The sequence below is a fragment of the Acinetobacter gandensis genome, assembly GCF_001678755.1.
GTDB classification, from domain to species: domain Bacteria; phylum Pseudomonadota; class Gammaproteobacteria; order Pseudomonadales; family Moraxellaceae; genus Acinetobacter; species Acinetobacter gandensis.
Window position 1 is genome coordinate 208,015 of record NZ_LZDS01000028.1, and the last position, 13,160, is coordinate 221,174.

A 13,160-nucleotide genomic window follows, 5' to 3' on the forward strand; every position below is an offset into this window, starting at 1 on the left:
TACGTTTTGAGTAATTTATTTAGCAAAAACAAAGCCAATATTTGATTATTTAATAAAAAATCCCACATTAATGCGAGATTTTTTTATTTATTTTGAATAGCTTAGTGATGACTATCTATAACAACATTGCTGGTTTTATTCACTTCTCTACTTTTAAAAAAGTTTAGATGGTTAAACACGATATTTAATACTATGGCCATGAGGCAAGTTGAGCTAATACCTGAATGGAACAGGGTTTGTACCCATTTTGGGAAGTTCGCATAGAATGAGTGATCAATAATTGGAATCATACCTGCGGCAATTGCTGTCGCCACAATGATCAGATTCTTTTGCTCACTATAATCAATTTTAGCTAATGTACGAATACCACTTGCAGCCACTGTACCGAACAATACCAAACCTGCGCCACCTAATACCGGTACAGGAATAGCAGCAATTAAACGGCCCATAATCGGTAAAATACCCAATACAACTAAAATTAAGCCACCCGCTGCAACCACAAAACGGCTTTTTACACCGGTAATCGCGACCAATCCTACATTTTGTGCAAAAGCACTTTGCATAAATGAACCAAATATTGGTGCTGCTGCACTTGAAAGCATATCGGCACGTAGCCCGTTGGTAATACGATCAGCATCGACTTTGGTACCGACAATTTCACCGACAGCGATAATATCGGCCGTGGTTTCAGTCATGATCACCAATGTCACAATCAACATGGCAATAATGGCACTTAGTTCAAAGGTTGGCATACCAAAGGCAAAGAAACTTGGGAATTGAATCCAATTGCCATTTGCGACTTTCGAGAAATCGCCAAAGCCCATCGCATATGCCAACACTGTACCTAGCACAATTGCCAATAAGATGGATAAACGGCGAATTGTGGCGTTTCGAGTAATATTCAACACAATAACAATGGCTAAAGTTAAAAATGCCAAACTGATATTTTCAGCACTCCCCCAATCTGGCGCTTTGCTATTGCCACCCATCATCCAACGTACTGCAACAGGCAGCAATGACAAACCAATCACGGTTATCACGCAGCCCGTCACAATTGGTGGGAAAAAACGAATAATTTTTGAAAAATATGGCGCTAAAAAGAAACCGATTAATGAAGCAACAATAACCGCACCATATACGGCCGAAAGCCCACCACCTGCGGTGACGATGGCAATCATCGTTGCCACACCTGCAAAGGATACGCCTTGAACTAGGGGTAATTTTGCACCGATGTATTTCACACCGACCGTTTGTAAAATCGTGGCTAAACCACCGACAAATAATGCTGCTGCAATTAATAAACCAATTTGTGCAGGTTCTAGTCCTGCGGCTGTACCAATAATCAATGGCGGCGCAATAATACCGCCATACATCGTCAATACATGTTGTAAGCCATAAGCTAGGCTTTTCCCTGCACCTAAATATTCATGTTCTGGTGAAACTGTTTGATTTTGTTCTGTCATTTTTATATTCCCCGATCCGTTTTATGATGCTGTTTTTAGCTACCGCGATATGTTGAATAGGCAAAAGGGCTAATCAACAAAGGAATATGAAAATGCTGTGAGGCATCTTTTACCAAGAAATGAATCACTGCTTTTGGGAAAAAAGTTTCGGTATTAAGACTTTCAAAATAGTCCGCTGTGGCAAACTCTAAGCTATAGCTACCCGTAGAAAATTCGCTTAAACCAAAGTCGGTCACACGGCCATCTGCATTGGTTTGCCCTTCACCAAGTAACATACCGTCTGCATTGAATAATTTAATCAAGACATTGGCAGCAGGTTTCCCCAGATTTGTATCTAAAATATGTGAGCTGATCATGCACTTAGCTCCTGTTTTAATCTTAATAAGGCAATTTCAGCCAATTGATGATGGACAATACGCTTTTCAGTTTCTGGATCATTCAAAAGGCGGTACTGCAATGCTTGTAATACATCTTCACTGCTTAAGCCTGAAGCTTTAATTAAGAAGATATAGCCGTACTTTTTTTCATAAGCGATGTTGCCTTTGAGCAATGCCATTTGTGTTTCTTCATCGGCCGAAATAGCGGATTGTTCACGGTTGGAAAAATTCTTTTCTAATTCAGAAAGTTCAGCTTGGGCTTTTTTTTCACCAATACGCGGGTGATTGTCTAAAGCAGATTTAATTTCGTCCCATGACCATGTACGAGCGGCTTGAGCCGCATGTTCCAAAATACTATCTAAAGATGCATACGGACGCTGACTGAGCAGCTCGTTCGCCCAGCTTTCAATTTGCACACAGTGCTTTAAAAATGTTTTTACATCGGCTACGGATGTTTGATTAAATTCAACAAGTTGCACTATTAAATCGCCTAAAAATATTTAATGTTCGTTCAAAACATGTTTTGCAATATCAATGCCAATCCACTATTTTTTATACAAATTGCTTTTTATAGGCACAAAAAAAGAGGCGCTAAGCCTCTCTTTCTTCTTTATTTTTTCTTATTACGGTGCATGGTATTTTATCCAATGTTCTGCAATATCGGCACGACGACAAACCCATACTTTTTCATGTGATTGAACATAATCTAAGAATCTTTGTAGTGCTTTAAAGCGTCCTGGTCGCCCTAAAATACGACAGTGCATGCCAATAGATAGCATTTTTGGCGCAGTTTCACCTTCGGCATATAGCACGTCAAAGGCATCTTTAAGGTATTGATAAAATTGCTCACCACTATTAAAACCACCTGGCGAGCAAAACTTCATATCATTACTTTCAAGTGTATATGGAATAATTAAATGTGGACGTGTTACACCTTCTGCATTTGTCACTGTGCTCCAAAATGGTAAGTCATCGCCATAATAGTCACAGTCATATTTAATCTGTGGAAATTCGGCAAGTAACTTTCGCGTATTCGGGCTATCACGTCCGGTATACCAACCGATTGGTGTTTTACCAAATAGCGTTTCAAGCAAGCTAATAGCTTGATCCATATGTTGGCGTTCTTGTTCTATTGGCATATCTTGATAATGCAGCCAACGTTGCCCATGTGACACAACGTCATAATTAGCTGCTTTAATGGCTTCCACAATGTAGGGATTGCGTGCCAAAGCCATACCCACACCAAAAATGGTCATGGGAAGTTGGCGCTTTTGAAACTCTTGGTGAATGCGCCAAAAGCCCGCTCGTGAGCCATATTCGTACATGGAATCCATCGACATGTGTTTGTCTGGAAAACTGGCCGCGCCGATAATATCTGACAAAAACTGTTCTGAACCTGCATCACCATGTTCTACATGGTTTTCCCCACCTTCTTCATAGTTCAATACAAATTGAACCGCGACACGAGCGCCATTTGGCCATTCCACTTTGGGTGGTTCACCATGATAGCCGATCAGATCTCTGGAATAGTCTTGTTGTTGAATTTGGTCTATCAGGTCTTGCCCACGTAAATATGTTGCTGTCACATCCATTTCCTAATTTGTTATATCAAACAGTCAAAAATTAGAATGGATTAAGCAATTAGTGCGCCAAAAAGATTCTAGTTTTAATTAATGTTTTAAATATTCTCTAATCGAGGGTGTTTTGGAACTATCAATTTATAATTGCTTGATGATTTTCTTGCTTCAAAAACGCCTATTTTATGTCCACGGTTTTTTTCAATATTTCTAATAATTGTATGTATTTTTTCATTATCTTCTTTGGAAGAGTTGCAACCTAAAATTACACTTGTCAACCATTCAATAGGATAATTAAATTTTCTATTAACATCATTAATTGATTCAAAACCATTTCCTAATATTCTAAATTCAGACTCATATGACCAATCCATAGATTTTGTGTAAAGCATTTTATAAAGTTGCTTATCATCAAAATTTTCAATATTACCTTTAGGGAAATCATTAGAATATATTATTGGAAATGGAAGAAAATCGATTAAATTTAAAAGTTCCTTATTTTTTGGGAATCTAAGCTCAATTAAAAAACCTTTATGATAATTAGCATAATGTGACCACATCAAAATATTTAATGGATTATGATTTAAACAAATAACACCTATTCTCTTAAATCTTTCTTCGAAAAAAGATCCTTCTACGAAACTTTGGTCTAGCAATTTTTGTGATTTTTTTCGATAAAGTATTCGTTTAGCGGGACTACCAGTGAAACCTAAATTTTTTAAAATTTTATTATGAAAATACTTTGACGGTTGTTCTGCTAAAGAGAAATAACTATCAAAAGGATCATTAAAATTAGATGGAGAACTAAAATAGAGTGTAGATTCCTCTATGCTTTTTAAGTAGTAATCTTGAAAAGACATGTGTTTATATAAATAAAAATATTTTTCATCGTGATATTTAAAAGGATAATCTAAAATTAAATTTAACATTTTTAGCTCAATACAAAAATTAGTAAAACATCTGAAAATTATAATTATTTTTTTATTCCAACTACATTTGTAATATAGAGCAACACCCCTTCCTATGAAAGGGGTATTCTAGATTAAAACAAAAAATACCTCTGCGCCATCGGCAACACTTCCGCTGGCTCACAAGTCAAATGCACGCCATCTGCCCTTACTTCATAAATCTCAGGATCAACCTCCATCACAGGACAATAGGTATTTAACTTCATGTCTGCTTTCGAGATATTACGAGTCGCTTTACAAGGCGAAATTAACTTATTTAATTTCAGTTTTTCTGCAACGCCATCATCAATAGCGGCTTGCGATAAAAAAGTAATGCAAGTGTTATGTACGCCGCGTGGGTAAGCGCCAAACATGGGACGATAATGCACAGGCTGTGGCGTTGGAATTGAAGCGTTAATATCACCCATCGGCGCAGCTGCAATCATTCCGCCTTTAATAATCATTGAAGGCTTAACACCAAAAAATGCAGGCTTCCATAACACTATATCGGCCAATTTACCAACTTCAATCGAACCAACTTCATGGCTTAAACCATGGGTAATTGCTGGGTTAATTGTATACTTAGCAATATAGCGCTTTACACGATTGTTATCGTGATTTTGATTATCACCTTCGAGTGAACCACGCTGCACTTTCATTTTATGTGCCGTCTGCCAAGTGCGTAATATAACCTCACCGACACGCCCCATCGCTTGCGAGTCTGAAGACATCATGGCAATTGCGCCCATATCCTGCAAGATATCTTCTGCAGCAATAGTTTCACGGCGAATCCGACTTTCAGCAAAAGCAACATCTTCAGAAATTGCAGGGTCTAAATGGTGGCAAACCATCAACATATCTAAATGTTCATCAATGGTATTGACGGTATATGGACGTGTGGGATTGGTTGAAGATGGTAAAACATTGGGTTGACCAATTGCTTTTAAAATATCTGGTGCGTGACCACCGCCCGCACCCTCAGTATGGTAAGTGTGGATGGTCCGGTTTTTAAATGCTGCTAAGGTTTCTTCTAGAAAGCCACTTTCATTTAGTGTGTCTGTGTGAATTGCAACTTGTACATCGTATTGATCCGCCACACTTAGACAGTTATCAATCGCGGCTGGCGTCGATCCCCAGTCTTCATGCAATTTTAAACCCACCACACCGGCTTTGATTTGTTCAGCGATTGGTTCAGGCTGACTCAAGTTGCCCTTACCTAACAAACCAATGTTCATGGGTAAATCATCAATGGCTTGTAGCATGGTCGCAATATGCCATGGGCCTGGAGTTACTGTGGTTGCAGATGTTCCTGCGGCGGGGCCTGTACCACCACCAATCATTGTAGTTGTGCCTGACATTAGTGCTGTTTCAACTTGTTGTGGGCAAATCCAATGAATGTGAGTATCAATCCCTCCCGCCGTTAAGATTTGTCCTTCACCTGCGATGACTTCAGTTGCTGCACCTAAAGGAATTGTAATGTCAGGTTGAATATCAGGGTTACCTGCTTTACCTATTTTCCAGATACGACCATTTTTAAGTCCAACATCGGCTTTGACAATACCCCACCAATCGACAATTAAAGCATTGGTAATGACGGTATCAGCGACCTCATCAGACAATAATTGTGACTGCCCCATACCATCGCGAATGACCTTACCACCGCCAAATTTAACTTCTTCACCATAAGTCGTGAGGTCTTGTTCAACTTGAATAAACAATTCTGTATCAGCTAAGCGAACTCTATCACCTACTGTAGGGCCAAACATTTCCGCATAAGCACGGCGAGACATTTTCATTGATGTATTTCCTATTCTAGATTTTTTGGCTTTAGTAGCTTTTGCATCGGAATAAATTGAATACCCCATTTCTCCGTTAGCGCACCGACCACTTCAAATCCATATTTTTTATAAATATCGAGTGCATAATGACTTGAATTTATTGTGATTATATCGGGATCATTTTTGAATATTTCTTGCTCTAAAAAGTCCCACATTTGTCGACCATAACCTTGACCGTGATATTCAGCTTTTAAGAAATAATGCATGACATGAGATGGAGCGATATACGCCAAATTCCCAACGATTTCTTCATTAATTTCTGCCACAAAATAATGAATAAGTGGGTGTTGGAAGATGTTTTTCAACATATCAGGTTTAAAGCGTTCACGTCCTTCTTCAGTCACGACAACATAATCGACAAAAGGTTCAATAACAGCAGCGATGGCTTCAACATCATCAACAGTTGCTGGGCGTATTTTCATTATTAACATTTATTCTCTTATGCTTTTTCATGTACTTATTGAACTTATTACTAACAACAATTTAATTGTTCAACAAGACACTTGAGCATAAAAATAGTTAATCCAATTTACCCATAACACGCCCTGCAAACCCATACACTTCACGTTTACCTGCAAGTGCAACCAATTCAATATCTCGACTTTGCCCCGGTTCAAAACGAACCGCTGTTCCTGCAGCGATGTTGAGTCGATAGCCTCTGGCTTGTTCACGATTAAATTGCAAAGCATCGTTGGCTTCGGCAAAGTGAAAATGTGAGCCGACTTGAATTGGTCGATCGCCTGCATTAGCAACACGCATTTTCAGTGTTTCTCGTCCGACATTCATTTCAATGTCTGAATCAGGCGTAATAATTTCACCAGGAATCATGGCTTACTCCTTTTTATTAGACTATTGGTTGATGAACAGTCACCAGCTTTGAACCATCTGGAAAAGTAGCTTCGACTTGCACTTCTGCAATCATTTCTGCCACGCCATCCATGACATCATCACGATTCAACAAGGTTGTGCCGTAGTGCATTAACTCGCTCACGGACATGCCATCGCGTGCGCCCTCAAGCAGTGCTGCTGAAATAAATGCAATTGATTCTGGATAATTCAGTTTTAAACCACGCGCTTTGCGATGCTCTGCAACAAGGCCAGCAGTAAATATTAATAATTTATCTTTTTCAGTTGGATTAAGTTCCATAACAATTTCCTAATCTTCTAAAATGTAGAATGCAAAATGCGTGCAAATTCTTCTTTCGCTCTCGCACGTTTTAATTTTTAGTGTCCTAACCCAAAGGCAAAATGAACACTTAATCTATTAATCTTGCTAGACCTATCTACTTTCCAATGATGGCAAAACTTAAGTGCGCCAAATCCGTGGAAATTCTTCTGCTAGGTCATACCAATAGCGTCTTAAACGGGCACGGACTGCTGCAAAAGCATCATGGCATTCACGTACATCATCGCCTAAATAACGTGCACAAATCACATCATCTAACAGGGTTAAAGTCACGGCGATATTCATACGCATAATCAATTCACGGATTAATTCGATATGTTCAGCCAGTAATGTTGTTTGCCTTAAATGCGATGGTGCTACTGCCCAGAAACTTCCCATCACAGCATGTCCATTCATACCTAAACAGGATGTAAGCCACCGATCCTGCCCCTTAAAATTTAAACTATCTGCAACCAATAATTTGTCTGCACGATACAGCCTAAATTTGCTTTGGTATTGCCCTTGCTGAAAAATTTCACCACGTGCTTGTCGACCGATGACCAACATATCCCACCCAATAAAACTGGCCATTTCATCTAGATGAATATGTGTTTCAGAGTCAGCATTGGCACCATCAAAAAGCATGGTTTCTTGCGGTAACCATTCAAATGTCGCCTGTGCTGCGACATGTATATGAATATGCTGATAGGCTTGCTTACCATTGGTTTTGTACCATTTTCCTGCACCGGGCGTGGTAACTAACGCATGCGCATTCGCCTCAACTTTCATATCAAAAGTCAGATGGTCTCCGCCAGCAATTCCTGCTGGTGGATGCACAATAATGGCATGGCAAATACCAGTTTTTTCAGGCCACAACATCTTCTGAACGCGTACAGGCCCATGATGCTTGCGATGCTGTAATACGGTTCGATTTGACTGTGCTTGATAGGCAAAACCAAGTTCCAAACAGGCATACCACAGTTGGTTGTTATGCTGCTGTAGTACCGATTTAAGCTTTGTTTCGCTTAATGCCATATCATTCATTTGCATCTCCGTTTTTTGAGATGAATGAGGCATTAAGCCAAACCAATTACAGCAACAATAGCTGCCAGAGCGCCAATCATTTGCTTACCGTAAGGCACATATTTTTGAATAAATGCACCGACGAGCAAACCGAATCCGTATATAGATGCCATCGCTGTAACCATACCAACGACCAGTAAAACTGCCTGACCGCTTTGGCCAAGTTCCGTACCATGTGCGATGCCATGAAAACCTGCCAAAAGTGCAGCAATAAAAGGAACGGCTTTATTGGTTTTGGTCCAAAGAGCAACAGCCAATATAATTAACGACGCAATAATGCCGTTTTCAGCAATTGCTGTTGCTAAGTTGAATTGTGCACCGATCATAAAGCCGACAATCATTGCGGCAGATAAACCGAATAATCCGGCCCATTTCCAGCGCTGGTGGGCAGTCCATATCAATACGCCAAATGCTAACGCCATCATTAGATGATCAAGCCCTGTAAATGGGTGCAAAAAACCGCTGATAAAACTATTATGGCTATGCTCATGGCCTGGATGCGCCATTGCTGCCAAGGGAAAGAATGCCAACGATGTGATGGTAATTCTTTGCAATAATAACTTCATAGTGGATGCCCCTTATGCTTTAAACAAACCTTGTTTTTCAATAAAACTAATGATGTCATTTAAGCCATCTTTAGTTTTCATATTGGAAAATAGAAAAGGTTTTTCACCGCGCATACGTTTCGCGTCTTGATCCATCACATCCAAATTTGCTCCAACCATTGGCGCAAGGTCGGTTTTGTTGATAATTAATAAATCAGATTTGGTAATACCAGGGCCGCCTTTACGTGGAATTTTCTCTCCACCTGCAACATCAATAACATACAGGGTTAAATCTGAAAGTTCCGGGCTAAATGTTGCTGCCAAATTATCACCACCACTTTCAATAATGATCAGTTCAAGACCATCAAATTTTTCGCACAAGTCATCAATAGCCGCGAGGTTAATGGACGCATCCTCACGAATTGCGGTATGCGGGCAACCACCTGTTTCTACACCAACAATACGCTCATGTGACATCGCTTCATGGCGTGTTAAAAAGTTGGAATCTTCTTTGGTATAAATATCATTGGTCACCACCGCCATATTGTATTTTTCACGCAGTGCCTGACATAAATTTAAAGTCAGCGCTGTTTTACCTGAACCAACTGGACCGCCAATACCTACGCGTAATGGGCTACGTTCTGTCATGTGAAATGTCCTTTATTTTAAGATCTAAATAATCGCGAATATTGAGTTTCGTGTGCCATACTAAGCATGGCGTAATTAGGTAAGGCGCTACTGAGTTCAGCATCTTGCAGTGCTAAAGCACGTTCAATTGCCTCTGGAATCAGCCCATGCACATGCCATAAAATCCGTTGTCCACTCATCTGTCCAAGTGGTACAGTTTTCACGGCAGCCAACACCTGATTTTCAAGTACAGTAAAGGTATAAGCAGTCAAAACCTCTGCAACATCGAGTTCGAGTTGTCCACAAAGATGCGCATAGATGGGTACGAAACCAATCTGCTTTTTTAATTTCACAGGCTTTTTCAGCACATCACGAATCCACGCATTTAATGAAAATGCCAATTGCTGTGATTCAGCCAATAACTCTTTGCTTTCTCGACTTGCTCTATATAACTGCGCCCAGTATTCAAACTGCTCAGGCTGATCAAAAGATATTATTAGGCGTTTCAAAACGGGCAGCTCAAACCGTACCAAAAGCATTTCAAGCACTTCTTCAAAATAAGTAATGCTCGAGGTTTCATCAAAAATTAAGCTCTGATCAATCGCACTTTCTACCCCTTGAGAATAACAGTACGCCCCAATTGGTAGTGCCGTTGAGGACAAAGTCAACAGACTTAAAAGCTGTGAAGCATTAGGTGTGAACATGATGCAAAGCCTTAATTGGGCTTAATCTGTGATCATGCTGATGCTGTGCATAAGCACCGCTTTCAGGCTCAAATGGATGCATGGTTTCATATACCGTTAAACCAAGTCCAATTATCATTTCAGCCAATACATGATCTGGCTCAAAATACAGCGCCGTTGGGGTGAGCATTAAAGGCACGTGACGATTACCTAAGTGATAAGCTGCTTTTAATAAATCAAAGCTGCTTGGTGCTTCTACTTTCATGAGTTTTTCTGCTTTGGCATCGACACGCAGTACATCACCCTCTTGAGTTGCGATATATGAACCGTGCCTTAAAATGCCGGTACGGGGTAAATCTGCACCAATATCGTGCCCATTAGATAAAGTTGCACGAAAACGGCTCTTTTGTCGTGTATCAAATGTCAGTTCAACTACCGCGACATTTTCTTGTACGACATTACCCTCAAGTCTTTCCGTATAAATTTTCATAAATACCCAATCTCAATTTCTTTTATCGTGATTCGTGAACTAAATTGATGCTAAATTCAGCATTAAATGAATGATTTGCATTAAAATAATGCACTATTCATGCCAATCTTATTTTGCCAAGCGTTTTATTTTTGCCGTGTCTATCTAATTATTTTGAAATTTGCTTCGTGCAAGACATCTTAATTATTAAAAAATATGTGATTGCCGATAATTATTCAGATGGCCATAAAAAAATCCCCCATCGATGGAGGATTGTAGAAATAGAATTTATGCCAATCTAGCTAAGCATTAATACACATCTCGTCGGTAGTGACCGGCCTTACGTAAGGCATTAATTTGTTTAGCACCTAAAATTTCTACTAAAGCATCATCAATACCTTGGGCCATATTTAAACTACCACAGAGATAAATACATGCCCCTTGTTCAACCCAATGTTTAAATTCATTAGCATGCTTACGCAGCACATCTTGTACGTATTTTTCTGACGATTTATCACGAGAGAAAACGCGATTTATAGTCGTAATTTGACCTAAGCGTTGCCAAGTTTCTAAATCTTCACTAAATACGTGATCAAAAGTCGATTGTCGCTCACCATATATCAACCAGTTTTGATACTGTACATCGTCTATACGCTGTTTTAAATGCGCAAGCAAACCAGCAATACCTGAACCATTACCAATAAATATCGCAGGTCGAGCTTCCTTGCACAGATGAAAACTCTGATTACAGCGCACATAAGCATGAATACTTTGCCTCAATTTCAACCCTTGAGTTAACAAGCCTGAACCGAGTCCCAATTCAGCACCGTCTATCTCTTGTCGAACCACTAAATCAAGTTGACCTTCTGACTGAATGCTGGCAATCGAATATTCACGTACAGGTAATTGCTTAAAACCTTCTAACCACTCTGCTGTTTGTTGTTGTGGTAACTGGGCAGGTATGTCTCGTAAATTACGATCACGCAATTGCTCAATTTGTATAGCATTTAAATCAGGAAACTTAACTTGAAAGTCTTGTAAAATTTGATTGCTATTTTCACATTGAATTTCAACAATATCGCCCGATTGCCATGTCATAGTTGGGCTAACAGCAAAACAAAGATGGTACAAGGCATTACCCTGACTACCTTGGTTTAATAAATGGCGTGATTTAAGCTGTATCGCATGCCACTCACGCACAGGTGTACTCAAAGCAAAATCATGTTGGAACTGCTGTGCCAGCAGATTATTCCAATGCAGTAAATCATCTTGTGAAAGCTGATCAACAGTTACGAGATCAAACCAAGGTGTGGCCTTATGCTGTTGCAACATCTGGTTCAGTCGATGGCCAAACTCGCAAAAGTTAGCATATCGACGATCACCTAAAGCGAGAACAGCATAACTTTGATGAGCTAAATCAAGATTTTGTTTCAATATATGATGATCAAAATGTTGCGCTTGATCTGGTGCATCACCCTCACCATAAGTACTGACTACCCAAATCACACGCTTTGCAGTTTGTAATTGCTGAGTACTTAATTGCTCAATATTGAGTAATTGAACTTGCTCACCTGCTTCAGCCAATTGTGCAGCGGTTTGGATAGCGAGATGTTCAGACTGACCTGACTGGGTTGCATATACAATTAGCAAAGTATTTGCAGAAATTAACTTTAACTGATTCGCTCGAATGCGTTGTAGCGTTAAGACAACAATTGCAATCAGATAAAGAATCAATAACAGTGAAAAGAATATTAGCAATGTTGATACTGCTTGTGTCATCACAATGCACCTACACCGCTATCCAAATGAATAAGATCAATACTGCTAAACTTGCTGCTGTTAACAACAAATGTGTCAATAAACGCGATTTGATACTTAAGAACAAGATAAAACCTGCAATAGATAAAATTAGGATAGTGATGGCACTAATATCAATGAGCCAGCTCCATGCCGTCCCCGCATTTTTACCACGATGTAAATCATTGATAAGTGATACAGTAGAGGCAGGTTTACTGCTGACTTCAATTTCACCAGTATCGAGCATAGCCCAGACATCTGTAGAGCCTGCAGGACTTTCTAAGCGAATCATCACTTCACCATCCAGCACTTCACTACTTTGGAAGCGCCCAACTAACGTATGTTCTGCACGTACAAAGTTCAATATATCCGTACTTGGGTTTTCTTGTCCTTTAACCTTAGCAAGCAAGTCGGGTGTCATGCTGACAGTCACAGTATTTTCATCTTTTGCGGGTTCAAACCAATTTGGATTGTTCAGAAATAAACCCGTCAAAGCGAAAAACATTAATATCAGAAAAGCAAAAGCTGATAGCCAACCATGCACATAGCGTGCATAGCGATAAAAATCTCGACGTTGGTACACTTATAT

Annotated in this window: 16 protein-coding genes; all 16 read right to left on the bottom strand. The window is 39.7% G+C overall.

Features of this window, described 5'->3' with window-relative positions; all coding sequences use genetic code 11:
- Positions 1-101: 101 nt before the first annotated feature.
- The 16 genes from A9J31_RS13260 to A9J31_RS13335 all read right to left on the bottom strand — a co-directional run bounded on the left by A9J31_RS13260 (position 102) and on the right by A9J31_RS13335 (position 13,154).
- Complete coding sequence (locus A9J31_RS13260; protein ID WP_067766833.1) at positions 102-1,463, bottom strand: nucleobase:cation symporter-2 family protein; 1,362 nt, start codon at positions 1,461-1,463, stop codon at positions 102-104.
- A gap of 35 nt (positions 1,464-1,498) precedes the next feature.
- Positions 1,499-1,819: a hydroxyisourate hydrolase gene (uraH, locus tag A9J31_RS13265; RefSeq protein ID WP_000625767.1), complete on the bottom strand. Its 321-nt coding sequence runs from the start codon at positions 1,817-1,819 to the stop codon at positions 1,499-1,501.
- Positions 1,816-2,319, bottom strand: coding sequence for a 2-oxo-4-hydroxy-4-carboxy-5-ureidoimidazoline decarboxylase (uraD, locus tag A9J31_RS13270; protein WP_067766836.1), 504 nt, complete (start codon positions 2,317-2,319; stop codon positions 1,816-1,818). The genes uraH and uraD overlap by 4 nt, the downstream gene beginning before the upstream one ends.
- Before the next feature lie 144 nt (positions 2,320-2,463).
- Complete coding sequence (puuE, locus tag A9J31_RS13275; RefSeq protein WP_067767026.1) at positions 2,464-3,426, bottom strand: allantoinase PuuE; 963 nt, start codon at positions 3,424-3,426, stop codon at positions 2,464-2,466.
- A gap of 92 nt (positions 3,427-3,518) precedes the next feature.
- Positions 3,519-4,346, bottom strand: coding sequence for a DUF2971 domain-containing protein (locus A9J31_RS13280; protein WP_067766839.1), 828 nt, complete (start codon positions 4,344-4,346; stop codon positions 3,519-3,521).
- A gap of 113 nt (positions 4,347-4,459) precedes the next feature.
- On the bottom strand, positions 4,460-6,160 hold the full coding sequence (gene ureC / locus A9J31_RS13285) for an urease subunit alpha (protein ID WP_067766842.1): 1,701 nt from the start codon (positions 6,158-6,160) through the stop codon (positions 4,460-4,462).
- A gap of 11 nt (positions 6,161-6,171) precedes the next feature.
- Positions 6,172-6,633 carry a GNAT family N-acetyltransferase gene (locus tag A9J31_RS13290; RefSeq protein ID WP_067766845.1) on the bottom strand — a complete coding sequence of 154 codons (462 nt, stop codon included), beginning with the start codon at positions 6,631-6,633 and terminating at the stop codon, positions 6,172-6,174.
- Positions 6,634-6,721: 88 nt separating this feature from the next.
- Positions 6,722-7,030, bottom strand: a complete 309-nt coding sequence (locus tag A9J31_RS13295) for an urease subunit beta (RefSeq protein WP_004778077.1) — start codon at positions 7,028-7,030, stop codon at positions 6,722-6,724.
- Positions 7,031-7,046: 16 nt separating this feature from the next.
- Positions 7,047-7,349: an urease subunit gamma gene (gene ureA / locus A9J31_RS13300; RefSeq protein WP_067766849.1), complete on the bottom strand. Its 303-nt coding sequence runs from the start codon at positions 7,347-7,349 to the stop codon at positions 7,047-7,049.
- 159 nt (positions 7,350-7,508) lie between these two features.
- Positions 7,509-8,411, bottom strand: coding sequence for an urease accessory protein UreD (locus A9J31_RS13305; protein WP_081410337.1), 903 nt, complete (start codon positions 8,409-8,411; stop codon positions 7,509-7,511).
- Positions 8,412-8,443: 32 nt separating this feature from the next.
- A complete protein-coding gene (locus A9J31_RS13310; RefSeq protein ID WP_067766852.1) occupies positions 8,444-9,016 on the bottom strand; it encodes a HupE/UreJ family protein in 573 nt (190 codons plus the stop codon).
- A 12-nt stretch (positions 9,017-9,028) separates the two neighbouring features.
- A complete protein-coding gene (ureG, locus tag A9J31_RS13315) occupies positions 9,029-9,643 on the bottom strand; it encodes an urease accessory protein UreG (RefSeq protein ID WP_067766855.1) in 615 nt (204 codons plus the stop codon).
- 17 nt (positions 9,644-9,660) lie between these two features.
- Entirely contained in the window at positions 9,661-10,326 is a 666-nt protein-coding gene (locus A9J31_RS13320; RefSeq protein WP_004778087.1) for an urease accessory protein UreF, read from the bottom strand.
- Positions 10,313-10,795: an urease accessory protein UreE gene (gene ureE / locus A9J31_RS13325; RefSeq protein ID WP_067766858.1), complete on the bottom strand. Its 483-nt coding sequence runs from the start codon at positions 10,793-10,795 to the stop codon at positions 10,313-10,315. Before ureE ends, A9J31_RS13320 begins: the two co-directional genes overlap by 14 nt.
- 288 nt (positions 10,796-11,083) lie before the next feature.
- Complete coding sequence (locus tag A9J31_RS13330; RefSeq protein ID WP_067766861.1) at positions 11,084-12,553, bottom strand: NADPH cytochrome P450 oxidoreductase family protein; 1,470 nt, start codon at positions 12,551-12,553, stop codon at positions 11,084-11,086.
- Between the two features lie 10 nt (positions 12,554-12,563).
- Positions 12,564-13,154 (bottom strand): PepSY-associated TM helix domain-containing protein, encoded by a 591-nt coding sequence (locus A9J31_RS13335; RefSeq protein WP_067766865.1) that lies wholly within the window; start codon positions 13,152-13,154, stop codon positions 12,564-12,566.
- Positions 13,155-13,160: the final 6 nt, after the last annotated feature.